Raw genomic sequence first — 24,461 nt, 5'->3', positions numbered from 1 at the left:
GATGCGGCCGCGTCCAGGCGGGCGCGCTCGGCCTCGTCGATGTAGTCGAACACCTTGACCACCTTGCTGACGCCGCCGACATTGCGTGCCGTCTCGGTGGCGCGATCGCCCTCGGGACGGGTGACCAGGCCCATCAGATAGACCACGCCCCGTTCGGTGGTGACCTTGGTGGAATTCGACGGCACGCCTTCGGCGGTCATCAGCATCGTCTTGACCTTGCTGGTCACGAAGGCGTCCTGGCTCTGCTGGGCGAACGACGGCGACGACACCACCTCCAGCTCGTTGATGACCTCGCGCGCGTTCGGCAGCCCGCGCACGTACTGCTCGATCTGCTGGCGCAGATTGGCGTCCTTGACCTCGCCGGTCAGCAGCACCTTCTTGTTGAACACGGTGACGTTGACGCGAGCGGCGCCGCTGTAGCGCGTCGCCAGCGTGTTCTCGATCTCGAGCTGCAGGCCGCGATCGACCGCCTGGATCGACGTCGGCCGGCGGTCGGTGGCGCTCATCACGCCGGCCCCCATGGCGCCGGCGATCACCGGGAAGCAGCCGCTCAACTGCGTCGCGGCGGTCAGCATCAGCGTGGCGGTGGCGGCGGCACGGGCGATGGCGGCGAGCCGGCTGGCGCCACGGGCCTGGGCGGGGGCGCGGACCGGCGTCGGTTCAGCGAGCGCGTCGCGCGAAAAAAGCGAAGTCTTCATGCGTTCCTTGCTGTAGCGGTAATGCGAAAGAGGATCGGCAGTCGGCAGGGCGGCCTGCGCCGCGCCGGGGCAATGCCAGTTGGCCGTGCGCCGCAACGCGCATTATGACGGACAGCCTGGCGGCCGCGGCCCCCGGCGAATGCGCTGGTTCGATGTCGATGGCGCCGTCCTGTCATTCCGACTCGCCCGCGCCGAACGCATCGCGCAGCCATTCGAGCCGTCGCGGTCCGATCGCCACCACATCGAGCCGGCAGCGCGGCGCATGGTCCAGCGTCGCCAGATAGTGATTGGCGGCCTGCAGGATGCGCTGGCGCTTGGTCGTCGTGATGCTGGCCAGCGCGCCGCCGAACGCGTCGCTGCTGCGCGAGCGGACCTCGACGAAGACCAGCGTACCGTCGGGCGCGCGCATCACCAGGTCCAGCTCGCCGCCTTTGCAGCGATAATTGCGGACCACCAGCGCCAGACCCTGGCCCTGCAGATAGGCCAGCGCCCGCGCCTCGGCGCGTTCGCCGCGCGCTTTCGACGTGTCCTTCGTCCCGGTGTTCGAAGTGTCTCTCGCCGAATCCCTCGCCGAGTCCTTCGCCAGGTCGCGTGCCGAGCCTCGTGCCGTGGTTTTGAATGTGCGCATCAACGGAAGTTCTCAAGCATGACTGACTGGATCTCGCTGGCAACCGGCCAGTCCTATCCCACCGGCACGCTGTACGTCGTCGCCACGCCGATCGGCAACCTCGCCGACCTGACGCTGCGCGCGCTGCATGTGCTCGGCCTTGCCGACGCGATCGCGTGCGAGGACACCCGCAATACCGGCCAGCTGCTGTCGCGCCTGGGCCTGCAGCGGCCGTTGCTGGCGGTGCACGAGCACAACGAGCGCGAGGCCGGCGTGCGCGTGGCCGAGCGGCTGGCCGCCGGCGAACGCATCGCCTATGTTTCGGATGCCGGCACGCCGGGCATCTCCGACCCGGGCGCACGGCTGGTCGAGGCGGTGCGTGCGGCGGGCCATCGCGTGGTGCCGCTGCCTGGTCCGAGCGCCGCGGTGGCCGCGCTGTCGGTCGCCGGCGAGATGCTCGATACCGGCGCGGGGCGCTTCACCTTCGCCGGCTTCCTGCCCAGCAAGGCCAAGGCGCGCACCGAGGCGATCGCCGCGCTGGCGACGCTCGAGCATGCCTGGGTCGTCTACGAAGCGCCGCACCGCATTGCCGACACGCTGGCCGCACTCGCGCAGCAATTGCCGCCGACGCGCCGGCTGCTGATCGGCCGGGAACTGACCAAGCTGTTCGAGCAGGCCGAGACGATGGCGGTCGCCGACGCGCCGGCCTGGCTGGCGGCCGATCCGGCGCGCGCCAAGGGCGAGTTCGTGCTGGTGATCGAAGGGGCAGGCGCACCGGCAAAGGGTGAGGCGGCGCTGGACGCGAACGCGCAGCGGGTGCTGGCGCTGCTGCTGGAGGAGTTGCCGGCCAAGCGCGCCGCCAAGCTGGCCGCGGCGATCACCGGGGCCGATACCGCGGCGCTCTATGCGATGGCGCTGGCGCGCCGCGAGCAGGAGTAAGACCGGAACGATGCAGACCGGGAAGATGCGGGGCGAAGCCATGCGCGCCGGCATCATGGTCGGCGCCGCTCAGGCGCTCCGGTGGGGAAGCCGGGTGGAACGGGGAGCTGTGCAGCGGGCCGCGTAGCCGCTCACTGGAGCGGTGACTGTGGCTCCAGCAGGGGCTCGGACCGTGGCCCTGACGATGGCTCTGACTGCGGCGCAGTCGGAGGCGCGCCGATGCGCGAGGAAGGAGGCGAGGAAGGAGAAACCGGCCTCAGCGCGCATTGGCCTTGCTGGCCGTCTTGCGGGTCTTGAGTACCACGCGCTTGGCCTTGACCGGCTTGGCCACGGTGTCGTCGTCGTCCACACCGTCGCCGCCGCCGTCGGTGGCGCCCGTGTCCATGCCGGGCTCGCGCAGCGGTCCCAGCGCGGCCAGTTCGGTACGCGACAGCCGGCGGATTTCGACCTGGGTATGCCCGCGGTCGACGAAGCCCAGCCGCTTGGCGGCGCGATACGACACGTCGAGCACGCGGTTGCCGTGATACGGGCCGCGGTCGTTGATGCGCAGCACCGCCACCTTGTCGTTGCGCAGATTGCGCACCAGCACCCAGCTGTCCAGCGGCAGCGACGGGTGGGCGGCGGTCATCGCGCCCATGTCGAAGCGCTCGCCGTTGGCGGTCTTGCGGCCGTGGAATTGCTTGCCGTACCACGACGCCGTGCCGCGCTGCTCGAACGTGCCGATATCCGCGCGCAGGCCTTCCAGCGACGAGCCGCGCGGCGTGCCGCGGGACGCCGATTCGCTGTCGCTGCTGTCGTCGTCGCCCCAGCTGAACAGGCGCCACGAGCCGGTCGGGGCCGGCGTCTCGGTGCTTGCCACAGCTGGCGCCTCGTTGCGGGCGTCGGCACGGTTGTCGTTGTTCGCGGACTTGGACTTGCGTGCCTGTGCCTGTTTTGCGGCGGGCGTGGCAGCGGTCGGCGCCGCATTCTGGTCGGCCGCGGCGCTGTTGGGATCGTCGTTCGGCGACACCGCACAGGCGGCCAGCGTCAACGCACAGACGGCGTGAAAGCCGTAGCGGAGCGCGCGGCGAGCATGGGTAAGGGGGTGGGTCGGCCAAAGCATCGCGCGAGTCTAACATCGGTCGCGCGCGCGATTTACAGCGATTTTGTTACGAATTGTCTGGCTACGGCGTGCAATTGCTCGCAATCCCCGAACTGACAACGGATTGCGGCGATTCTCCGGACTATCCCTGCCGTTGACGTCGATGCAACGAAAAGGCATCACAGTTCACATATTTGGTACGTCGCCATGTCTACCAAAGGCCGACGCTACAATGCGACGACATAGGCCGGCACATCCACCAGAACGCCGATCCAACCCCATACGCCGCGCATCCCCGGCGATCGTCCGACCCCTCAACGATGAAAGTCCTGCTGATTCCCGTCACGCCCTTCCAACAGAATTGCTCGCTGCTGATCGACGAGCGCACCGGGCGCGCCGCGGTTTGCGATCCCGGCGGCGATCTGGACCGGATCCAGGCCGCGCTGAAGGAACAGGACGTGACGCTGGAAAAGATCCTGCTGACGCACGGCCATCTGGATCACTGTGCCGGCGCCGCCGCGCTGTCGCGCGAGTTCGGCGTGCCGATCGAAGGGCCGCATCGCGACGAGCAGTTCTGGATCGACCAGCTGCCCGAGCAGACCAAGCGCTTCGGCTTTGGCCACGCGGAGGCGTTCGAGCCCGATCGCTGGCTGGATCAGGGCGATACGGTGCAGTTCGGCGACGAAACGCTCGAGGTCTACCATTGCCCCGGGCATACGCCTGGCCACGTGGTGTTCTTCTCGCGGCCGCACCGCCTGGCCATCGTCGGCGACGTGCTGTTCGCCGGCTCGATCGGGCGCACCGATTTCCCGCGCGGCAACCATGCCGACCTGATCCGCTCGATCCGCACGCGGCTGTGGCCGCTGGGCGACGACGTGACGTTCGTGCCGGGGCACGGTCCGGTGTCGACCTTCGGCAACGAGCGGCGCGACAACCCCTTCGTCGCCGATCATCTGATCGACGTGGCCTGACGGCCCACCCTCCGACCATGGCCAAGCGACAGCTGCCCGATACCCGCCCCGAGATCTACGTCAGCACGGACGTCGAGACCGACGGTCCGATCCCGGGCCCGCATTCGATGCTGTCGTTCGCCTCGGTGGCGATGCTCGCCGACAAGACCGTGCTCGGCACCTTCTCGGCCAATCTGGAGACACTGCCCGGCGCGGTCGGCCATCCGGTGCAGATGAAATGGTGGGAAACCGAGCCCGAGGCCTGGGCCGCCTGCCGGCGGGACCTGCAGCCGCCCGAGCAGGCGCTGGTGCGCTATGTCGAATGGGTCGAAGCGCTGCCGGGCAAACCCGTGTTCGTGGCCTTCCCCGCCGGCTTCGATTTCACCTGGATGTTCTGGTACATGATGCGTTTCGCCGGCCGCTCGCCGTTCGGCTGGGCCGCGCTCGACATCAAGACGCTCGGTTTCTCGCTGACCGGCCTGCGCTACCGCCGCACCGTCAAGGCCGCGCTGCCGCAGGCATGGATCGATCCGCTGCCGCATACCCATGTCGCGCTGGACGACGCGCTCGAACAGGGGGCGATGTTCTGCAACATGCTGGCCGCGCTGCGCGAACGCGAAGCCGCCCTCGCAGCGATCGCCCCGGAATCCCCGGAATCCCCGGAATCCCCGGAATCCCCGGAATCCCCGGAATCCACGGGATCCACGGGATCCACGGAATCCACGGAATCTCCTGCAGGCCCTGCATCCCCGGCCGAGCCCGCCGGCACCTCCGCGCCGCCCGACGACCTGGCGCGGCAGGGTTGACCCTTAGGTCGCGTCGGCGCCACGCCGCGGGTCCGCCATGTCGCGATCGCCTATAGTAAAAGCGTGCATGGCCGTTCCGACGCCGCGCCGTGCGCAACTGCGGCGGCCTCGCCATGCATGGCGGTCCGTTGCTATGGTGAAGACCGCCTGACGCGCGTTCCTGTCGAGGAGGTGTCGATCATGCGTTTCCATCCCGATCTTCACTGGCGGCATCTGGCCGAACGGCTGCACCGGCCACCGCACGCGCACAGTGTCGCCCACTCCCACCCCGCCGACGATGAAGCCGACATCGCCAAGGCCACGGTCTACGTCAGTACCGTGGCGCTGGTCCTGCTGCTGATCGTCCTGGCGGCCATCGCTTTCGGTCAGGAGGCCATGCACTGGCTGGGTGTCAAATAACGACCCGCCTGAAGCTACCGCGCCTCCAGCACCGGGCCGGCCTCCACACGGAGGCCGGTTTCTATTTGGGGCTCGCTTTGATCCGGGCTCGCTTTGATCCGGGCTCGCTTCGATCCGGGCTCGCTTTGATCCGGGCTCGCTTCGATCCGGGCTCGCTTCGATCCGGGCTCGGTTCAGTCCGGGGCACGGTCCGATCCGAAGCTCGATTCGATCAGAGGCTCGGTTCGATCCGGCGCTCAGGAAAGCAGCGCCGCGACATTCTCGGGCGGCCGACCGATCGCGGCACGCTGCCCCCGCACCACGATGGGCCGCTGCAGCAGGATCGGATGATCGGCCACGGCCTGCAGCACCTCGGCGTCGCTCAGGCCCGGATCGGCCAGGTCAAGCTCGGCGTAGATCGCCTCGTTGTCGCGCACCATCTGCCGCACCGGCACATCGAGCAGCGCATGCAGCTGCTTGAGCGTGGCCAGCGTCGGCGGCGTCTTCAGGTACTCGACCACCTCGACCGGTTCGCCCAGGCGTTCGGCGGCCTGCTGCACCAGCGCCAGCGTGTCGCGCGACTTGGAGCAGCGCGGATTGTGGTAAATCTTGATCATGGGTCCGTCCCTCGAAACGCAAACGTTGTCATCTGCAAACACGACGGACTATACAAGCTACAAGCAGCGCGGGCGAACCGGTACGCCGCGCGCCCTCCTTCGATACCACGCCAGACGCCATGACCACGAACCAGGCCACCGTTGCCGCGCCGACCGTGCGCGATGCCACCGACGACGACCTCCCCACGATCCACGCGATCTACACCCACCACGTTGTCCACGGCCGCGCCTCGTTCGAGGAAATACCACCCACGCTCGACGAAATGCGCGAGCGCCGCGCCGCCCTGCTGGACAAGGGCCTGCCCTATCTGGTGGCCGAGCTGCAGATCGACGGCCGCCCGGTGGTGGCGGGCTACGCCTACGCGTCGTCCTATCGCATGCGCAGCGCCTACCGTCATACCATCGAGGATTCGATCTACCTGGACGAGCGCCATCGCGGCCGCGGCATCGGCGCCGTCCTGCTGGCCGCGCTGCTCGCCCGCTGCGAACACGGCCCGTGGCGCCAGATGGTCGCCGTGATCGCCTGCCCCGCCGGCGGCGAAGGCAACGGCTCGATCGCGCTGCACGAACGCATGGGCTTCCGCATGGCCGGCCGGCTGGAGGCGGTCGGCTTCAAGCACGGCCAGTGGATCGATACGGCGCTGATGCAGCGGCCGTTGGGGGCGGGTGCGACGGCGTTGCCGGGGGACGCTCCGGCCGGTTGAGCCGTGGCTGCGCCCGAATGCAAACGGCCCGCGTCAGCGGGCCGTTCGTCCATCCACAGGGCGGTGCCGGCCCCGGGTCAAATCACCACATCAGATCGCGACAGCAGATCACGACATCAAATCCGACAACGCCAGCGCCACCACCTTGGTGGCCCGGTTCAGGTCGTTCAGCCGCAGGTTTTCGTCCGAGTTGTGGCCGCGGGCTTCCATCAGCGTGCGGGGGCCGGCGCCGTACAGCACGGTCGGGATGCCGCGGCTGGTGTAGTGGCGGGCGTCGGTGTACAGCGGCACGCCGTGCACCGGGATGTCGACGCCGAACACTTCCTCGGCGCGGCTCTTCAGGGCGCCGATCAGCTTCTCCACGCCGGGCAGCTCGGACAGCGGCTCGGCCAGGATGATGCGCTCGACCTTGACCTCGATGCCGGGGCGGTCCTTGGCGGCCTTCTCGACCACCGCACGGATCTCGCCTTCCGCGTCGAAGCCGATCTCTTCCGGGATCATCCGGCGGTCGATGCGGAAGGTCACCAGGTCGGGCACCACGTTGGTGTTGATGCCGCCCTTGATCAGGCCGACATTCAGCGTCGCGGTGTCGATGCCCGGCACCTTGGACTTGCGCGTGGCCAGCTCGGCGCGCAGGCCGTAGACGGCCTGCAGGATGTGCGTCGCGGCTTCGATCGCGTCGACGCCGGTATGCGGCATCGCGGCATGCCCCTGCTTGCCCTTGACGGTGACCTCGACGTGCAGGCAGCCGTTATGCGCCGAGGTGATGCCGTACGAGAAGCCGGCCGAGATCGCGTAATCCGGCTTGGTCAGGCCCTGGTCCAGCAGGAACTTCGGGCCGATGTCGCCGCCCGTTTCCTCGTCATAGGTGAACTGCAGCTCGACCGTGCCGTTGAGCTTGGCGCCCTGCTTTTCCGCTTCCATCAGCGCCAGCACCGCGTACGTGTAGGTGGCGAAATCCGACTTCGACACCGCCACGCCGCGGCCGTACATCACCGGGCCGTGCTCGCTGTCGGCGATCTCGCCGCCGTACGGGTCCTTGGTCCAGCCCAGTCCCGGCGGCACCACGTCGCCGTGCGCGTTCATCGCGATGGTCGGGCCGCCGTTGCCGAAGGTCTTGCGCACGATCAGGTTGGTGGCGCTGATCATGCCGGCCGCCTTGACCAGCTCGTCGGGCACCTTGTGCGCCTCGACCTGGAAGCCCAGGCCTTCGAGCAGTTGCCGTGCGCGCGCGCCGTGGGCGTCGCAGTCGCCGGGGGGATTGTCCGACGGCACCTTGACCAGCTCGGCGAGGAAGGCCTCCTGCGCGGGACGGTTCGCGTCGATGAAGTGGGTCAGCGTGGTTTGCGTGGGGTTCATGTTGTCTCGTGCGGTCATGGCTCTTCGCTGGTTGGCTGAGGGCGCGCTGGGCGCGGGAGTTTGTTCGGAATGAAGGCGGCCGGCATGTGGTCGGCAGGCCGCCCGGATCAAGGACGGGCGCTGAAGTGTTCGACGAAATCGCTGAACACGCGCGCGGCCAGCGCGGCGTCCTCGACCGTCATGGTCTCGGTCGGATGGTGGCTGATGCCGCCGTTGCCGCAGCGCACGAACAGCATCGCCACGTCGGCGATCGCGGCGATCGCCATTGCGTCGTGGCCGGCGCCGGACGGCAGCAGGCGCACCGGCGCGCCCTGGCGCTCGATCGCCGCCGCCCATTGCTGCTGCAGCCACGGCGCGCACGGCACGCTGGCGGCCTCGTGGGTCTTGCGGACCTGGGCGCGCACCTTGCGGCGCGCGCAGACGCGTTCGATCTCGGCCAGCACGTCGGCGACGGCGGCCTGCCGCACCGCATCCTCGCCGGCACGGATATCGATCGAGAACACGGCGCGGCCCGGCACGACGTTGGCGGCGCCGTTGGGCACATTGAACTGGCCGACGGTGCCGACCAGGCCCGGCGTGCCGCTGCAGCGGCGCTCGATGAACAGCCCGATCTCGGCACCGGCCATCGCCGCGTCGCGGCGCATGTCCATCGGCACCGTGCCGGCATGGCCGGCCAGGCCGTCGAGCTCGACGATGAAGCGGGTCGCGCCGGAAATCGCGGTCACCACGCCGACCGGCAGGTTCTCGTTCAGCAGCACCGGGCCCTGTTCGATATGGACTTCGACGAAGGCCAGCACCTTGTCGCGCGCGTGCGCCGCCGCGGGCAGGCCAGCCGGGTCGAAGCCGGCCGCGCGCATCACCTCGCGCATGGTCTTGCCGCTGTCGTCGACGTTGTCGAGCACGTTGTTGTCGAAGGTGCCGGCGATCGCGCGGCTGCCCAGCAGCGTCGCCTTGAAGCGCACGCCCTCTTCCTCCGCAAAGCCGACCACCTCGATCGCGAACGGAAAGCGCTTGCCCTGGCGGTGCCATTCGGCGACGCAGGCGATCGGCAGGATCACGCCCAGATTGCCGTCGTAGCGGCCGGCATCGCGCACGGTGTCGAAATGCGAACCCGTCAGCAGCGCCGGCGCGCCCGGCTCGGTGCCTTCATAGCGGCCGATCACGTTGCCGGCGGCATCGCGGCGCACCGTCATGCCGGCCGCTTCCATCCATGCCGCCAGCTGGGCGGCGGCGCCGTGGTGCGCGTCGGTCAGATAGGTGCGAGTCAGCATGCCCGGCTGCTCGGTGTGGACGGCGAGGGCGTCGGCCCAGGCCATGATGCGCGCGCCGACTTCGGTGCCGGACACCGAGGTGGGCGTTGTGGATGCTGCCATGCGTGTCTCCTGCTGAACGGATCGTGCCGGCTGTACGCCGGCACCCGGGCCCCCGAACGGGGATGCGATGACTGTAGCGCGCTCGCTTGCGGCTTGGCGAGCCGGTTGGGCTGCCCGCCTGGCGCGGTGGCTGTTGTGCTTGTGTGGTGCGCTGTTCCCCGGCGCCGGGACGCGCACGGGGTCATCGATGCAGACCATGTTAGCACAGTGAATTCAAAAATTGCATACAAAAAAGATATGCACTATATTCCGGTCCAGGTTCCGACAAAGCGCTGCGGACAATCCGGTCCAGACAGTCGCCGGCGTGAATTCCGCCCCAACAGGGGGGCCTTCCACGCGAGCCACATCCGTCGCACCGGGTGTGCCGAACCCGAGACACCGTTGCCCACAGCGGCGCCGGTGGCAGTCCTGAATCGAACAGGGTGAGCCGTCACACCGACACGGACCCGCCCGTCTGGAGACAAGTCATGCAGCAACCCGCCCTGCCCGGCGCCGGCCGGCCGCACACGCCTACCCCCAATCCCGTCCCCCGCCATCCGATCCAACGCTTCACGCGCTCGCTGTTCGGCCAGGTGCTGATCGCGCTGGTACTGGGCACCGTGCTCGGTCTGGCCTTTCCGGAGTTCGCCGCCAAGCTCAAGCCGCTCGGCGACGCCTTCATCAAGCTGATCAAGATGCTGATCGCGCCGATCGTGTTCTGCGTGGTGGTGGCCGGCATCTGCGGCGCCGGCGAGCTGAAGAAGGTCGGCCGCGTCGGCGTCAAGGCGGTGGTCTATTTCGAGATCGTCACCACCATCGCGCTGGCGCTGGGCATCCTGCTGGCCTATGTGTTCCAGCCGGGCGCCGGCATGAACGTCAACCCGGCGTCGCTCGACGCCTCGGCGATGAGCGCCTATGTCGACAACGCGGCCAAGGTGGCCAGCGGCGGCACCGTCGACTTCCTGCTCAAGCTGATTCCGTCGACCGTGATCGGCGCCTTCTCGTCGGGCGACGTGCTGCAGGTGCTGCTGGTGTCCGTACTGTTCGGCTGCGCGCTGTCGCTGATCGGCGAGCCGGGCCGGCCGCTGGTCCGGCTGATCGACACCTTCTCGCAGACGCTGTTCAAGATGATGGGCTTCATCATCAAGCTGGCGCCGCTGGGCGTGCTGGGCGCGGTGGCGTTCACCGTCGGCAAGTACGGCATCGGCTCGCTCAAGCAGCTGGGCTTCCTGGTGGTGCTGTTCTACGGCGCGGTGGTCGTGTTCGTGGCCGTGGTGCTCGGTACCGTGATGCGGCTGTCGGGTTTCTCGGTGTTCAAGCTGATCAAGTACCTGCGCGCCGAGCTGCTGGTGGTGCTGGGCACCGCCTCGTCGGACAGCGTGCTGCCGCAGATCATGCGCAAGCTCGAGTTCATGGGCATCCGCAAGTCGGTGGTCGGCCTGGTGATCCCGACCGGCTACTCGTTCAACCTCGACGCCTTCTCGATCTACCTGACGCTCGCCGCGGTGTTCATCGCGCAGGCCACCAATACCGCGCTGTCGATGGCCGACCTGCTGGGCATCCTGGCGGTCGCGCTGGTGACCTCCAAGGGCGCGCACGGCATCCCCGGCTCCGCCATCGTGATCCTGGCCGCGACGCTGTCCGCGCATCCGGCGATCCCGGCGATCGGCCTGGTGCTGGTGCTGTCGGTCGACTGGTTCATCGGCATCGCCCGCGCGCTGGGCAACCTGATCGGCAACTGCGTCGCCACCGTGGTGGTCGCGGCCTGGGAGAAGGACATCGACCGCGAACGCGCGCATGCGGTGCTGAACGGCGAGATCCCGGCCGCCGAACTGGACGAGGGACTGAGCGCCCCGGTGCTCGATGGCCTGGACGGGCTGGAGGGTGGCCACGCGGCCCCCGGGTATGCGCCGGTGCCGGGTAAAGCCACGGGACGATAGAATTCGGCATTTCCCCCAAGCGCGCCGCCCGCGCTGCGCCCCATGCCCGAGCATATCGACCCTGCCATGACCGCCGAGGCGATCGCCGATGACATCGTCGCGGCGATCGTTTCGCACCGCCTGCCGCCCGGCACCAAGCTGCGCGAGGAGGCCCTGGCGGCGGTCTACCGGGTCAGCCGTACCAAGGTGCGCGCGGCGCTGCTGATGCTGTCCAAGGACAAGGTGATCCAGATCGTGCCCGACAAGGGCGCATTCGTTGCCAAGCCCAGCGCCGAGGAGGCCCGCGAAGTCTTCGCCGTGCGGCGCATCCTCGAGGCCGCGCTGGCCCGCGAGTTCGTCGCGCGCGCCACGGCCGCCGACTACAAACGGATCGACAAGCATCTGGCCGCCGAAAGAAAGGCGCTGGCCGGCAACGACGCGCAGACCCGCACCCGGCTGCTCAGCGACTTCCATATCCTGCTGGCCGAGGTCGTCGGCAACAAGGTGCTCACCGAGATGCTGCACGAGCTGTCGATGCGCAGCGCGGTGATCACCATGCTGTACCAGTCGCGCCGGGACGCGGCGTGCTCGTCCGACGAGCATCGCGAATTCATCGAAGCGGCGCGCGCCGGCGACGCCGAGCGCGCGGTCGAACTGATGGTCGGCCACCTGAGCCATGTCGAGGGCGCGCTGCACTTCGACGAGGTGCCCGCACCGGCGGGCAAGGATCTGGTGGCGGCGCTGCTGGCGTGAGTTCCGCTGCGGCGGCGCGCGCCGTCAACGCCGGCGCCGGCGCCGGCGCGACCACCACCACAGCGCATACACCGCGACATTGATCCCTACCACCAGCGCGCCCAGCCACAACTGGGTCTCGCGCGTCAGCGCCTGCGGGTACAGCAGCGGCAGCAGATACTGCTCGACGAAGCCGCCGGCATAGCCCTGTTCCCCGGCCGCATGCCGCAGCCGGTTTTCCAGCGGCGTCAGCGGGCAGATCCAGCCGGTCCATTCGACGGTGGCGCCCCACAGCGCGGCCGGCAGATGCAGCCATGCGACGCGTGGCCAGCGCCACAGCAGCACGCCGCCCGCGACCACGAAGGCGACGAACAGCAGGTGCAGCAGCACCACGGCGTCGGCCAGCCAGGCAGCCATCGGCCCTCCTCTGCAAAACGAGCGCTGCGGGTCCTTACGCGCCGCCGGCGCGCGCGGTCCAGTAGCCCGGGCGGTTGAATTCGGTCTTCAGGTGTTCGATGAAGAAGCGGATCTTCGCCGGGACGGGCCGCTGCTGCGGGTACACCGCCAGGATGTCGTAATCTGGCAAGGCGTATTCGTCCAGCACCGTGATCAGTTCCCCGCTCTCGAGCTGCGGCAGGATCTCCCACGTCGAGCGCCAGCCCAGCCCCAGCCCCTCGCAGGTCCAGCGGTGCAGTAGCTCGCCGTCGTTGCAGTCGAGATTGCCGGTCACGCGCACGCTGACGGCCTTGCCGTTCTGCCGGAAATACCAGCCGCGCTGCTGTCCGCCCTGCAGGTTGAACGCCAGGCAGTTGTGCTGCGCCAGGTCGTCCAGCGTGCGGGGCACGCCGTGCCGCGCGAAGTAGGCCGGCGTGCCGCACACCACGCGCTTGTTGGTCGCCAGCTTGATCGCGACGAAATTCGGGTCGATCGCGCCGCCGATGCGGATGCCGACATCGTAGCCCTCGCGCACCAGGTCGACCACGCGGTCGGTCAGGTTGAACGAGATCTGCACCTCGGGATTGTTGGCGAGGAATGCCGGCGCGTGCGGCGCTACATGCTTGCGGCCGAACGCCGCCGGCGCGGAAACGATCAGATGCCCGGTCGCCTTGTGGCGCCCCTCGGCGATCAGCATCTCGGCGCGGTCCAGGTCCGCCAGCGCCTTCTTGCACTGCTCCATGAAGGCCGCGCCCTGCTCGGTCACCACGATGCGCCGCGTGGAGCGGTGCAGCAATTTGACGCCGATGCGCGCCTCCAGCGCATTGATGCGCCGGCCGATCATCACCGGCGTGACGCCCTGGGTCAGCGCGGCGGCGGCCATGCTGCCCTGCTCCACCACCGAGATGAAGGCCTCGATCTGTTTGAGTTTGTCCAACGTTTGTCTCCTCCCGCGCACGATTTTGCGCCGCGCCGCCATGCCGCGGCATCCGCCGCGCGCTATGCCGGCAATGCGCCGCGGCGCATGACGCCGGTGAAGGCGGACGGCGCGCCGGCGCACGCGCCATACGACATCATTCCAAACCTCAGGTATGGAATCAACTGATCTCTCTTCCCTTTATCGCAGCGCCAAGGCGGTAATAGGATCGACTCCAACGGATTGGATCACCCTTGGAGACAGACATGCCGAAGATGAGAGCAGTGGACGCGGCGGTAGCCGTGCTGGAAAAGGAAGGCATCACCGTGGCGTTCGGCGTACCCGGCGCCGCCATCAACCCGCTGTACTCGGCCCTGCGCAAGACGGGCTCGATCGACCACTACCTGGCCCGCCACGTCGAGGGCGCCTCGCACATGGCCGAGGGCTATACCCGCGCCGAGGCCGGCAATATCGGCGTCTGCATCGGCACCTCGGGCCCGGCCGGCACCGACATGATCACCGGGCTGTACTCGGCCTGGGCCGACTCGATTCCCATCCTCTGCATCACCGGCCAGGCGCCGCGCGCCCGCCTGTACAAGGAGGACTTCCAGGCCGTCGATATCGAATCGATCGCCAAGCCCGTGACCAAGTGGGCCGTGACCGTGCGCGAGCCGGCGCTGGTGCCGCAGGTCTTCCAGCAGGCCTTCCATCTGATGCGCTCGGGCCGTCCGGGTCCGGTGCTGATCGATCTGCCGTTCGACGTGCAGGTCGCCGAGATCGAATTCGATCCGGAAACGTACCAGCCGCTGCAGCCGTACAAGCCGGCCGCCTCGCGCGCGCAGATCGAGAAGGCGATCTCGATGCTGAACGCCTCGGCCAAGCCGCTGATCGTCTGCGGCGGCGGCGTGATCAATGCCGATGCCGCCGAACTGCTGGTCGAATTCGCCGAGCTGGTCAACGTGCCGGTGGTGCCCACGCTGATGGGCTGGGGCGTGCTGGCCGACGACCATCCGCTGCAGGCCGGCATGGTCGGGCTGCAGACCTCGCACCGCTACGGCAATGCGAACCTGCTCGCGTCGGACTTCGTGATGGGCATCGGCAACCGCTGGGCCAACCGCCACACCGGCAGCGTCGAGGTCTACACCAAGGGCCGCAAGTTCGTGCACGTCGATATCGAGCCGACGCAGATCGGCCGCGTGTTCGGTCCGGACCTGGGCATCGTCTCCGATGCCAAGCTGGCGCTCGAGCAGTTCGTCGAGGTCGCCCGCGAGATGAAGCAGGCCGGCCGGCTGCCGTGCCGCAAGGCCTGGGTCGCCGAGGTGCAGCAGCGCCGCCGCACCATGCACCGCAAGAGCGATTTCGACAACGTTCCGGTCAAGCCGCAGCGCGTCTATCGCGAGATGAACCAGTACTTCCCGCGCGACGTGCGCTACGTCAGCACGATCGGCCTGTCGCAGATTGCCGCGGCGCAGTTCCTGTCGGTCAACCAGCCCCGCCACTGGATCAACTGCGGCCAGGCCGGCCCGCTGGGCTGGACCATTCCGGCGGCGATCGGCGTCAAGGTGGCCTCGCCCGAATCGGACGTGGTCGCAATCTCGGGCGACTATGACTTCCAGTTCATGATCGAGGAGCTGGCGGTGGCGGCGCAGTTCAAGGTGCCGTACATCCACGTGCTGGTGAACAACTCCTATCTCGGCCTGATCCGCCAGGCGCAGCGCAATTTCGACATGGACTACTGCGTGCAGCTGGCCTTCGACAACATCAACGCGCCCGAGCTCCAGGGCTATGGCGTCGACCACGTCAAGGTGGTCGAGGGCCTGGGCTGCAAGGCGATCCGCGTGTTCAAGCCCGAGGACATCGCGCCGGCCTTCGCCGAGGCGCGCGACCTGATGGCCGAATTCTCGGTGCCGGTGGTGGTCGAGGTGATCCTTGAGCGCGTGACCAATATCGCGATGGGCACCGAGATCGACAACATCAACGAGTTCGAGCCGATCGAGGACCGCGTCGACGAAGAGGCCGACACGGCGATCCTGAAGGAAGAAGCGGAAACGGCCTGACGCGCGCGCAGGCGGAGGCGGGCTTGTTCACACAGCCATGCTTCCGCCGCCCCGATGGCCACACCGACAACCCTACCCAGACTCTGGAGACATTCATGCCGAAACTGGCTGCCAATCTGACCATGCTGTTCAACGAGATCGGCTTCCTCGACCGCTTCGAAGCCGCCGCGCGCGCGGGCTTTCGCGGCGTCGAGTTCCTGTTCCCCTATGCGTTTCACGCCGACCAGATCGCCGATCGGCTCAACCGCTTCCAGCTCGACCTGGTGCTGCACAACCTGCCGGCCGGCAAGTGGGAAGCGGGCGAGCGCGGCATCGCCTGCCATCCGGATCGGGTCGGCGAATTCCAGGACGGCGTCGGCGACGCGATCCAGTACGCCAAGGTGCTGGGCGTGCAGCAGCTGAACTGCCTGGTCGGCATCCTGCCGCAGAACGTCCGGCGCGAGCAGGCGCAGGAGACGCTGGTCGAGAACCTGCGCTTTGCCGCCCGCAAGCTCGCCGCCGAGAAGATCGACCTGCTGATCGAGCCGATCAATACCTTCGACATTCCGGGCTTCTTCCTGTCGCGCACGCAGCAGGCGCTGGATCTGATCGACCAGGTCGGCGAGCCCAACCTGTACGTGCAGTACGACATCTATCACATGCAGCGGATGGAAGGCGAAATCGCCGCGACGCTGAAGGCCAACCTGCCGCGCATCAAGCATGTACAGCTGGCCGACAACCCGGGCCGCAACGAGCCGGGCACCGGCGAGCTGAACTACGGCTTCCTGTTCTCCTGGCTCGACCAGATCGGCTACACCGGCTGGGTCGGCTGCGAATACAAGCCGCGCACGAGCACCGAGGCGGGCCTGGGCTGGCGCGCGCAGTTCGGCGTGCAGTGATCGCGCCGGACCGCAACGGCGACAGAACCAGAACAGATTTCATTCATCACCATTCCAAGGAGACTCACCATGGCAAACCAACGCAACGTCGGCTTCATCGGCCTGGGCATCATGGGTGCGCCGATGGCCGGCCACCTGCGCGCGGCCGGCCACACGCTGTTCGTCCATGACGTCAACCCCGCCCCGCAGGCCCTGGTCGACGCTGGCGTCACGGTCTGCACCAGCGCCGAGGAGGTCGCCAAGCGCGCCGACATCGTGATCATCATGGTGCCCGACACCCCGCACGTGGAAAGCGTGCTGTTCAGCGAGAAGGGCGTGGCCGCCGCGCTGAAGGCGGCCGGCAAGGAAGCCTCGCACAGCAAGATCGTGGTCGACATGAGCTCGATCTCGCCGATCGCCACCAAGGACTTCGCGGCGCGCATCAACAAGCTGGGCGCGGCCTATCTCGACGCGCCGGTGTCGGGCGGCGAAGTAGGCGCGAAGGCCGCCACGCTGACCATCATGGTCGGCGGCCCGGCCGAGGCCTTCGAGGAGGTCAAGCCGCTGTTCGAGCTGATGGGCAAGAACATCACGCTGGTCGGCGGCAACGGCGACGGCCAGACCACCAAGGTCGCCAACCAGATCATCGTCGCGCTGAACATCCAGGCCGTCGCCGAGGCGCTGCTGTTCGCCTCCAAGGCCGGCGCCGATCCGGCCAAGGTACGCCAGGCGCTGATGGGCGGCTTCGCGTCGTCGCGCATCCTGGAGGTGCACGGCGAACGCATGGTCAAGCGCACCTTCGATCCGGGCTTCCGCATCGAACTGCACCAGAAGGACCTGAACCTGGCACTGCAGGGCGCCAAGGCGCTGGGCGTGGCGCTGCCCAACACCGCGACCGCGCAGGAGCTGTTCAACACCTGCGCCGCCAATGGCTTCGGCAAGCAGGATCACTCGGCGCTGTGCCGCGCGATCGAGCTGATGTCGAACCATACGATCGCGAAGTAAGCCGCGAAGCAAGTCGCAGTGGCGCGTGCGAGCGATCCACGCGCCCGCCTCGTCCGCGCCGTGTTCGCCGGCGCGGACGCTCACCGCCACGCCATCCCGCCATCCCATCGCGCACCGCCATGTATTCCGATTCCCACGCCGCCCTGCTGACGCCGACGCGTCGCGACAGTCTTGCCGATCCGCGCGCGCTGCTGCGCGAGCTGTTCGACACCGCGGTCGCCGCGGTCAGTCCGGGCCAGTGCCTGCCGCCGCAACTGCCGGCTCCGCCGAAGGGCCGCACCGTAGTGATCGGCGCGGGCAAGGCCGCCGCGTCGATGGCGCAGGCGGTCGAGGCCCACTGGCAAGGGGAACTGTCCGGACTGGTGGTGACGCGCTACGGCCACGGCGCGCCGTGCTCGCGCATCGAGGTCGTCGAGGCCGCACATCCGGTGCCCGATGCAGCCGGGCAGCAGGCCGCGCAGCGCATGGTCGAGATGGTCAAGGGACTGAGCGCCGACGACCTGGTGCTGTGCCTGATCTCGGGCGGCGGCTCGGCGCTGCTGGCCGCGCCCGCACGGGGGCTGACGCTGGCCGACAAGCAGGCCGTCAACAAGGCGCTGCTGCGCAGCGGCGCCAACATCGGCGAGATGAACTGCGTGCGCAAGCATCTGTCCGCGCTCAAGGGCGGCAGGCTCGCGCTGCAATGCGCGCCGGCGCGCGTCGAGACGCTGCTGATCTCCGACATCCCGGGCGACGATCCGACGCTGATCGCCAGCGGTCCGACCTTGCCCGACGCCACCACCTGCGCGGATGCGCTGGCGGTGATCGACAAATACGGCATCGAGGTACCGGCGGCCGTGCGCGCGCATCTGCAGAGCGGTGCCGGTGAAACGCCCAAGCCCGGTGATCCACGCTTCGAGGGACATCGCGCCGTGACGCTCGCCACCGCACAGCAGGCGCTCGAAGCCGCCGCCGCGCGTGCGCGTGCGCTCGGCATCGAGGCCCATATCCTTTCGGATTGCATCGAGGGCGAGGCGCGCGAGGTCGCGCTGGTGCACGCCGCGCTGGCACGCCAGGTCGCCCAGCGCGGCCAGCCGTGGCGCAAGCCCTGCGTGCTGCTGTCGGGCGGCGAGACCACGGTCACCGTGCGCGGCAACGGCCGCGGCGGACGCAACGCGGAATTCCTGCTGTCGCTCGCGGTGGCGCTTGACGGGCTGCCCGGCGTGCATGCGATCGCCGCCGACACCGACGGCATCGACGGCTCCGAAGACAACGCCGGCGCGCTGCTGTCGCCCGACACGCTGGAGCGCGCCGCCGCGCGCGGCGTGTCGGCACGCGCGCGCCTGGCCGACAACGACGGCTACGGCTTCTTCGCCGCGCTCGACGATCTGATCGTCACCGGGCCGACGCGCACCAACGTCAACGACTTCCGCGCCATGCTGATTCTCTGACGATGGCGCTGCGACGTCGTCACGCCTGTCGCCATCGGCAACGTGCACGACCGCAACCACGATCGCGACACGGAATCGCGCCCGGCACGGCAACGTGCCCCATCACAACCGCAATACCGCAACACCGCACCACTGAAAACACCGCAACAGGAGACACCATGAGACGCCAGCGCAAAGCCAAGATCGTTGCCACGCTGGGACCGGCGAGCACCGATATCGCGGTGATCCGGCAGCTGTTCGAGGCCGGCGCCGACGTGTTCCGGCTCAACTTCAGCCACGGCACCCACGAGGACCATCGGCAGCGCTATCAGGCCGTGCGCCAGGTCGAGGCCGAGACCGGCCGTCCGATCGCGGTGCTGGCCGATCTGCAGGGGCCGAAGCTGCGCATCGGCACCTTCGCGGTGGGCAAGCTCGCGGTCAAGGCCGGCGATCCCTTCGTGCTCGACAGCGATCCGACCCCGGGCGATGCGACCCGCGTGCATCTGCCCCATCCCGAGCTGTTCCGCGTCGCCGCGCCGGGGCAGTCGCTGCTGATCGACGACGGCAAGGTGCAGCTGCGGATCGAATCGGTGTCCGCGGGCAGCATCGTCACGCGCGTGGTCAATCACGGCACGCTGTCGGACCGCAAGGGTGTCAACGTGCCGGACGCGGTGATTCCGATTCCGGCGCTGACCGACAAGGACCGCCGCGATCTCGAGTTCGCGCTGTCGCTGGGCGCGGACTGGATCGCGCTGTCCTTCGTGCAGCGCCCGTCGGACATCGTCGAGGCGCGCGAGCTGATCGGCACGCGCGCCGGCGTGCTGTCGAAGATCGAGAAGCCGGCCGCGCTGCAGCAGCTCGACGAGATCGTGCGGGTGTCGGACGCGGTGATGGTCGCGCGCGGCGACCTCGGCGTGGAATTGCCGCCGGAGCGCGTACCCGGCGTACAGAAGCGCATCCTGCGCGTGTGCCGCCAGCTCGGCAAGCCGATCGTGATCGCCACGCAGATGCTCGAATCGATGATCGACTCGCCGGTGCCGACGCGCGCCGAGGCGTCGGACGTCGCCAGCGCGATCTACGACGGCGCCGACGCGGTGATGCTGTCGGCCGAATCGGCCAACGGCCGCCACCCGGTACCCGCGGTCGCGATGATGAACCGCATCATCACCGAGGTCGAACGCGACCCGCTCTATCGCAATCTGCTCGACGCCCAGCACGAGGCGCCGCTGTCGACGCGGCAGGATGCGATCTGCGCGGCGCTGCGCGAGGTCACGCAGATCATCGGGGCGGCGGCGACGGTGACCTATACCTCGTCGGGCGCGACCGCGCTGCGCGCCGCGCGCGAGCGGCCGTGCGCGCCGATCGTCAGCATCACACCGCATGTCGAGATCGCGCGGCGGCTGGCGCTGGCCTGGGGCGTGCATTCGACGGTCAGTCCGGACGTGCAGAGCGTCGACGAGATGGTCGACGCGGCGACGCGCGCCGCGCTGGCCGAAGGCTATGCCGAGCCCGGCGATCAGATCACCATCGCGGCGGGCATGCCGTTCGGCCAGGGCGGCACGACCAACCTGCTGCGGGTCGCCGAGGTCGGCGGCACGAAGGTGCCGGCCGCCGCGGCGCTCGAAGCTTCGAACGCCGTGCCCGCTTGAAGCCAGGTGCTCTGGCCAGCCTGAGCTGGTGCGCGCCGCCCGCGCAAGCCGGGACCTTCCCGCGTGCGTCGGAGCGCCCACCCCCAAGCCCGGGCTCCCTGCCCGCCTGAAGCCGGCGGGCTTCCCCGCAAACCCGCGCCAGTGCCGCCATTGCTATACTTGGCGGCACTTCGCGGCCGGGCCCCTGTGCCCTCTTCCGTGGCCGCGTACCTGAACCAGCGGAGCCACCATGCGCCTTGACGACGAAGCCGAAAGCCAACATGTGGAAGACCGGCGAGGCGGCAGAGGCTTCGGTGCCGGCGGCAAGACCATCGGCATCGGCACGATCCTGGTCGCGCTCGCCGCCTCCTACTTCTTCGGCATCGATCCCACCGTGATCATGCAGGGCGCCTCGGTGCTGCAGCAGTCCGAGGCGCCGCAGCAGCAGGCCACCCAGGGGCCGCCCGCCACCGATCCCATGTCCGTGTTCGTGCGCAAGGTACTCGGCAGCACCGAGCGCACCTGGTCGCACCTGTTCGAAACCGAGCTGAACCGGCGTTACGAACCGCCGACGCTGGTGCTGTTTACCGGCGCCACGCAGACCGCCTGCGGCATGGGCCAGTCCGCGATGGGACCGTTCTATTGCCCCGCCGACCAGAAGGTCTATATCGACCTGGCGTTCTACGACGAGCTGCGCAAGCGCTTCGGCGCGGCCGGCGACTTCGCCCAGGCCTATGTGATCGCGCACGAGGTCGGCCACCATGTGCAGCACCTGCTCGGCGTGGCCGACAAGGTCGACAGCGCGCGTCGCCGCATGGGCGAGGCGCAGGCCAACCAGCTGTCGGTGCGGATGGAGCTGCAGGCCGATTGCCTGGCCGGCGTCTGGGCCGCGGCCGCGCAACGCGCCAATCAGCAGCTGCTCGAACCCGGGGATATCGAAGAAGGACTGCAGGCCGCCGCCGCGATCGGCGACGACCGTCTGCAGCGCCAGTCGCAAGGCTATGTCGTGCCCGAAGCCTTCACGCACGGCACCAGCGAGCAGCGGGTCCGCTGGCTGCGGCGCGGGCTCGAGTCGGCCGATATCGGCCGCTGCGACGCCTTCGCGGCGCGCCAGCTCTAAAGCCGGCGCGCGCGGCAGACAAGGAACTGCGCGGACCTGCGGAATAAAAAACACCCACCCGGAGAGAGAGAGAAGGAGGAAAGGAGGTCAACCGGGCAGGTGGGAGATAAACCGATTAGCCGGTGTGGCCGGCGCGCTTGCGTGGCGGTGGCCCGAGACAGGCCACCGGGGACGCGGCGCCGGCCCGGCATCAGACGCGAGTCAGACGCGATAGCCGTACAGCGAGCCGTCGCCGCTGCGGGCGTTGTCCAGCGAGCTGGCGGCAATCTCGCCGCTCGGCGCACGGGCGCCTTCGCTGAAGCTGTCGAACTGGCCCTGGCGGGTGCCTTCGCTGTAGGGATCGAACCGCCCCTGGCGAGCGCCTTCGCTGAAGGTATCGAACTTGCCCTGGCGGGCGCCGTCGGTGAAGGTGTTGAACTTGCCGGCGCGTAGCGCATCGGCATAGACGTCGAACTTGCCGACCTTGCTCGAGGTGGCGGGCGCGGCCACGGCGACCGCCGAGGTCGCGGCCACGATGACGGCCAACGCGCCGCCGATGATACGGCTGGTGATCATTTGGGACTCCTTCAACTGAGCTTTATTTATGTGTCAGCTACCTGCTGCCCCTGAGCGATCTATGTCGCCATGTGAGCACGGGTTGAAGGTTAGTCCCTGGCCTTGCGGCCACAAATGGGGCTGCGACGAATGGTGAGTTGCGCGCCGTGAAACGACAAGGTGGCGGAACCAGCGGCGCCCCGCGCGAGGCGCCGCGGCCGGGCCGCCGGCCCTTTCCAGCGTGAACTAAGCGTGAACAGCGACGTGAACCGCAGCCTGAACTACAGCGTGAACTGGCCGTTGGCCTCGGGCTGATAGGACAGCTCCAGCACCGTCACCCGCTGCTCGCGGCCGTCCGGCAGCCGGTAGCTGACCGTCTCGCCCGCGCGGGCGCCAAGCAGCGCCTGGCCGACCGGCGAGAACACCGAGATCCGGCCCGCCTCGAAATCGGCGCTGTCCGGGTACACCAGCGTCCACTCGCGCGGCGCCGGGTCGCCCTCCAGCGCGCAGCGCACCGACGAATTCATCGTCACCACGTCCTGCGGAATCGCGTCGGGCGGCACGATCGCGGCGCGGGCCAGCAGGTCGTCCAGCATCTCGGCGATGCCGTTGGCAGGGGCCCGGCTGGCGATGCGCTCCAGTCGGGTCACGTCGAGTTCGGTCAGATACAGCGTGGGCTGCAGCGAAGCGGATGCGGTCATGGCGGCTCCTGTATGGCTTGCGCGCGCCTGGGCGCGCTGGTCTTGCTTGTCTGTTGGATTCGGCCGGATCGGCGTCCGCGCGGTGACGGCGCGGTGGCGCCCGGCGTGCGGCTACTCCGAGCGGCGCGCGTGGCGGGAAAACGATCCGGAAAAGGAGGCTCGGGCCCGGTTCGGCTGGCCCGGCGCGACTGCGGTGCGGCTAGGCTGGGAACCGGGCGGGATCAAGCGGGGTGGAGATTCGGCGCGTGATCCGGCGGGAAGGGACGGCGGCCAGGCCGGCCGCCATGCGCGGTGCGCGCATCAGCGGTGCGCGCATGCGGGCCGCGTTCGCGATCTGCCGCGCCACGCGCGCGCCAGCCAGCCGGGCAAGGCGGCGGGCCTGGGCGAACGAGACGAAGCGGCGAGCGAACATCGGCAAAGGGTTCGGTTGGGGATTCGGCCCCGGCGGTCCGGTGGCCAGGTCCATGAGGCCAAACGTCGGAATCCGGAAACGGAAAGCGAGGCCTCAAAAAAAAAGCGGGCGCGACGAATCGCGTGACCGGTTATCGGGATGCTAGCACAGCACCGGCAAAGCGGCGTGGCCCTGGGCCGCCGCGGCTCAGTGCGGATGGCCCGCTTCGGTGCGGTGGCACTCGCACGGTCCGCCGCCGGCCGCCTGCTGCAGGTTCTGCAGGATGCCGCATTCGCTGGCGCGGTGGCCCTCGTCGCATGTGTGCCGCAGCGCCCGCAGCTGGCTCTCCAGCGCCTCCAGCGCAAGGCGCTGCGCGTGGATCTGCTCTATCTGCCGGTCCAGCAGCGAATTGATGCCGTCGCAGGCCGCGCTCGGATCGCGCGCGAAATCGCGCAGCCGGCGCACATCGGACAGGCTCGTGCCCAGCGAGCGGCAATGGCGCACGAAGTTCAGCTGCACCAGATGGGCGTCGCCGTAGCGGCGATAGCCGTTGTCCTCGCGCTGGGGCGCATCGAGCAGGCCCTCCCGCTCGTAATAGCGGATGGTCTCCGCGTCGCAGCCCGACTGGCGGGCGAGTTCTCCGATTCTCATGACACTCACCTTGTAGCGATTACAGGGTTTTCAAGGGGCAGTGTAGTCCAGCCCGGAGCGGCTTGCCGGTAACCGCTTCCTCCGATGCCGGAGGGACCTCCGGCTCCCCGGTCTTGCCGAGGGCGCCGGCTCCGGTCTTCCGCCGCGCTGGCTCCGGTCTTCCCGAGGCGCCGGCTCCGGTCTTCCCGAGGGCGCACAAATCGAGCGATCTCCCATCGCGAATGGCGCGTTCGCATCTCAGGTAGAATCGCCGCAACCGGGTGCGGCCAGCGTACCCGCCCGGCACTTTTCCATACCCCACTGAATCTCGTGCTGCGCCCCGCCACCTTCGTGCGATCGCTGCAGCGGCTGCTCCGGCTGTCGCTGCTGCCGCTGCTGCTCGCCCTGCTGCCGCTGCATGGCTGGGCAGGCGCCGGCATGCCCGCGGGCGGCGCGGCGGTGCATGCGATCGAAGCGGTCGAGGTCGCCGAAGCGATCGATGTCATTGGTGCCTTCGACGCGGTCTTGGCCAGCGGCACCAGCGCCGGCAGCGCCGGCAGCGCCGGCAGTGCCGCCACCGATGTGCTCGGCCCTCTCTGCGATCCGGCATCGGACTCCAGCGCGCCCGGCCCCACG

General features: G+C 68.8%; 25 protein-coding genes and 1 pseudogene. 14 read left to right on the top strand and 12 right to left on the bottom strand.

What is annotated here, in order from left to right; all coding sequences use genetic code 11:
• Both AC6EI8_RS11025 and AC6EI8_RS11020 read right to left on the bottom strand, forming a co-directional pair.
• Positions 1 to 698: BON domain-containing protein (locus AC6EI8_RS11025; protein WP_498381927.1), on the bottom strand; the 698-nt coding region annotated here is incomplete at its 3' end.
• 172 nt (positions 699 to 870) lie between these two features.
• Entirely contained in the window at positions 871 to 1,326 is a 456-nt protein-coding gene (locus AC6EI8_RS11020; RefSeq protein WP_223819424.1) for a YraN family protein, read from the bottom strand.
• Positions 1,327 to 1,344: 18 nt separating this feature from the next.
• Here AC6EI8_RS11020 and rsmI point away from each other — a divergent pair, with 18 nt between their 5' ends.
• Entirely contained in the window at positions 1,345 to 2,244 is a 900-nt protein-coding gene (gene rsmI, locus AC6EI8_RS11015; protein WP_150081997.1) for a 16S rRNA (cytidine(1402)-2'-O)-methyltransferase, read from the top strand.
• Between the two features lie 256 nt (positions 2,245 to 2,500).
• Here the strand turns inward: rsmI and AC6EI8_RS11010 are convergent, their stop codons facing one another.
• Entirely contained in the window at positions 2,501 to 3,346 is an 846-nt protein-coding gene (locus AC6EI8_RS11010; RefSeq protein ID WP_498381926.1) for a septal ring lytic transglycosylase RlpA family protein, read from the bottom strand.
• 299 nt (positions 3,347 to 3,645) lie between these two features.
• On the opposite strand from AC6EI8_RS11010, the gene AC6EI8_RS11005 reads away from it, so the two are divergent.
• The 3 genes from AC6EI8_RS11005 (at position 3,646) to AC6EI8_RS10995 (ending at position 5,480) form a co-directional block, all read left to right on the top strand.
• Entirely contained in the window at positions 3,646 to 4,296 is a 651-nt protein-coding gene (locus AC6EI8_RS11005; protein WP_226107750.1) for an MBL fold metallo-hydrolase, read from the top strand.
• A gap of 17 nt (positions 4,297 to 4,313) precedes the next feature.
• Positions 4,314 to 5,081, top strand: a complete 768-nt coding sequence (locus AC6EI8_RS11000; RefSeq protein ID WP_498381925.1) for a 3'-5' exonuclease family protein — start codon at positions 4,314 to 4,316, stop codon at positions 5,079 to 5,081.
• 180 nt (positions 5,082 to 5,261) lie between these two features.
• Entirely contained in the window at positions 5,262 to 5,480 is a 219-nt protein-coding gene (locus tag AC6EI8_RS10995) for a hypothetical protein (protein ID WP_149317523.1), read from the top strand.
• A 236-nt stretch (positions 5,481 to 5,716) separates the two neighbouring features.
• Here AC6EI8_RS10995 and arsC read toward each other — a convergent pair whose 3' ends face one another.
• Positions 5,717 to 6,076, bottom strand: a complete 360-nt coding sequence (gene arsC / locus AC6EI8_RS10990) for an arsenate reductase (glutaredoxin) (protein ID WP_149317522.1) — start codon at positions 6,074 to 6,076, stop codon at positions 5,717 to 5,719.
• 119 nt (positions 6,077 to 6,195) lie between these two features.
• Between arsC and AC6EI8_RS10985 the strand changes: the two genes are divergently transcribed.
• Positions 6,196 to 6,780, top strand: a complete 585-nt coding sequence (locus AC6EI8_RS10985) for a GNAT family N-acetyltransferase (RefSeq protein ID WP_498381924.1) — start codon at positions 6,196 to 6,198, stop codon at positions 6,778 to 6,780.
• Between the two features lie 108 nt (positions 6,781 to 6,888).
• Here the strand turns inward: AC6EI8_RS10985 and AC6EI8_RS10980 are convergent, their stop codons facing one another.
• Together AC6EI8_RS10980 and AC6EI8_RS10975 are read right to left on the bottom strand one after the other, a co-directional pair.
• The gene (locus tag AC6EI8_RS10980) at positions 6,889 to 8,157 is read right to left on the bottom strand and encodes a M20/M25/M40 family metallo-hydrolase (protein ID WP_150082005.1); all 1,269 of its coding nucleotides are present in this window, start codon (positions 8,155 to 8,157) and stop codon (positions 6,889 to 6,891) included.
• 89 nt (positions 8,158 to 8,246) lie between these two features.
• Complete coding sequence (locus AC6EI8_RS10975; protein WP_226107755.1) at positions 8,247 to 9,512, bottom strand: allantoate amidohydrolase; 1,266 nt, start codon at positions 9,510 to 9,512, stop codon at positions 8,247 to 8,249.
• Between the two features lie 467 nt (positions 9,513 to 9,979).
• Here AC6EI8_RS10975 and AC6EI8_RS10970 point away from each other — a divergent pair, with 467 nt between their 5' ends.
• Together AC6EI8_RS10970 and AC6EI8_RS10965 are read left to right on the top strand one after the other, a co-directional pair.
• Positions 9,980 to 11,431 (top strand): C4-dicarboxylate transporter DctA, encoded by a 1,452-nt coding sequence (locus tag AC6EI8_RS10970; protein WP_498381923.1) that lies wholly within the window; start codon positions 9,980 to 9,982, stop codon positions 11,429 to 11,431.
• Positions 11,432 to 11,473: 42 nt separating this feature from the next.
• Entirely contained in the window at positions 11,474 to 12,163 is a 690-nt protein-coding gene (locus AC6EI8_RS10965) for a GntR family transcriptional regulator (protein ID WP_226107756.1), read from the top strand.
• A 24-nt stretch (positions 12,164 to 12,187) separates the two neighbouring features.
• On the opposite strand, the gene AC6EI8_RS10960 is transcribed toward AC6EI8_RS10965, so the two are convergent.
• Both AC6EI8_RS10960 and AC6EI8_RS10955 read right to left on the bottom strand, forming a co-directional pair.
• The gene (locus AC6EI8_RS10960; protein WP_498381922.1) at positions 12,188 to 12,559 is read right to left on the bottom strand and encodes a DUF2784 domain-containing protein; all 372 of its coding nucleotides are present in this window, start codon (positions 12,557 to 12,559) and stop codon (positions 12,188 to 12,190) included.
• 34 nt (positions 12,560 to 12,593) lie between these two features.
• The gene (locus tag AC6EI8_RS10955; RefSeq protein ID WP_149317515.1) at positions 12,594 to 13,514 is read right to left on the bottom strand and encodes a LysR family transcriptional regulator; all 921 of its coding nucleotides are present in this window, start codon (positions 13,512 to 13,514) and stop codon (positions 12,594 to 12,596) included.
• A 245-nt stretch (positions 13,515 to 13,759) separates the two neighbouring features.
• Here AC6EI8_RS10955 and gcl point away from each other — a divergent pair, with 245 nt between their 5' ends.
• The 6 genes from gcl (at position 13,760) to ypfJ (ending at position 21,569) form a co-directional block, all read left to right on the top strand.
• Entirely contained in the window at positions 13,760 to 15,550 is a 1,791-nt protein-coding gene (gene gcl / locus AC6EI8_RS10950; RefSeq protein ID WP_149317514.1) for a glyoxylate carboligase, read from the top strand.
• A 95-nt stretch (positions 15,551 to 15,645) separates the two neighbouring features.
• Positions 15,646 to 16,428 carry a hydroxypyruvate isomerase gene (hyi, locus tag AC6EI8_RS10945; protein WP_226107758.1) on the top strand — a complete coding sequence of 261 codons (783 nt, stop codon included), beginning with the start codon at positions 15,646 to 15,648 and terminating at the stop codon, positions 16,426 to 16,428.
• 69 nt (positions 16,429 to 16,497) lie between these two features.
• The gene (gene glxR, locus AC6EI8_RS10940; protein ID WP_149317512.1) at positions 16,498 to 17,412 is read left to right on the top strand and encodes a 2-hydroxy-3-oxopropionate reductase; all 915 of its coding nucleotides are present in this window, start codon (positions 16,498 to 16,500) and stop codon (positions 17,410 to 17,412) included.
• A gap of 119 nt (positions 17,413 to 17,531) precedes the next feature.
• Positions 17,532 to 18,842: a glycerate kinase type-2 family protein gene (locus AC6EI8_RS10935; RefSeq protein ID WP_226107759.1), complete on the top strand. Its 1,311-nt coding sequence runs from the start codon at positions 17,532 to 17,534 to the stop codon at positions 18,840 to 18,842.
• Between the two features lie 158 nt (positions 18,843 to 19,000).
• On the top strand, positions 19,001 to 20,470 hold the full coding sequence (gene pyk / locus AC6EI8_RS10930; protein ID WP_226107760.1) for a pyruvate kinase: 1,470 nt from the start codon (positions 19,001 to 19,003) through the stop codon (positions 20,468 to 20,470).
• Between the two features lie 229 nt (positions 20,471 to 20,699).
• Entirely contained in the window at positions 20,700 to 21,569 is an 870-nt protein-coding gene (gene ypfJ, locus AC6EI8_RS10925; RefSeq protein ID WP_149317509.1) for a KPN_02809 family neutral zinc metallopeptidase, read from the top strand.
• Between the two features lie 201 nt (positions 21,570 to 21,770).
• Here the strand turns inward: ypfJ and AC6EI8_RS10920 are convergent, their stop codons facing one another.
• The 4 genes from AC6EI8_RS10920 to AC6EI8_RS10905 all read right to left on the bottom strand — a co-directional run bounded on the left by AC6EI8_RS10920 (position 21,771) and on the right by AC6EI8_RS10905 (position 23,846).
• The gene (locus tag AC6EI8_RS10920; protein WP_226107761.1) at positions 21,771 to 22,124 is read right to left on the bottom strand and encodes a hypothetical protein; all 354 of its coding nucleotides are present in this window, start codon (positions 22,122 to 22,124) and stop codon (positions 21,771 to 21,773) included.
• A gap of 260 nt (positions 22,125 to 22,384) precedes the next feature.
• Entirely contained in the window at positions 22,385 to 22,804 is a 420-nt protein-coding gene (gene rnk, locus AC6EI8_RS10915; protein WP_149317507.1) for a nucleoside diphosphate kinase regulator, read from the bottom strand.
• A gap of 199 nt (positions 22,805 to 23,003) precedes the next feature.
• Positions 23,004 to 23,270, bottom strand: coding sequence for a hypothetical protein (locus AC6EI8_RS10910; protein ID WP_149317506.1), 267 nt, complete (start codon positions 23,268 to 23,270; stop codon positions 23,004 to 23,006).
• A 132-nt stretch (positions 23,271 to 23,402) separates the two neighbouring features.
• Positions 23,403 to 23,846, bottom strand: coding sequence for a Cd(II)/Pb(II)-responsive transcriptional regulator (locus AC6EI8_RS10905; protein WP_498381921.1), 444 nt, complete (start codon positions 23,844 to 23,846; stop codon positions 23,403 to 23,405).
• A 309-nt stretch (positions 23,847 to 24,155) separates the two neighbouring features.
• Here AC6EI8_RS10905 and AC6EI8_RS10900 point away from each other — a divergent pair.
• Positions 24,156 to 24,461 (top strand): annotated as a pseudogene (locus AC6EI8_RS10900) (hypothetical protein); the annotation flags it as partial.

It is taken from the genome of Cupriavidus sp. R6-3 (assembly GCF_059772245.1).
This window is presented reverse-complemented; position numbering and strand designations above follow the sequence as displayed.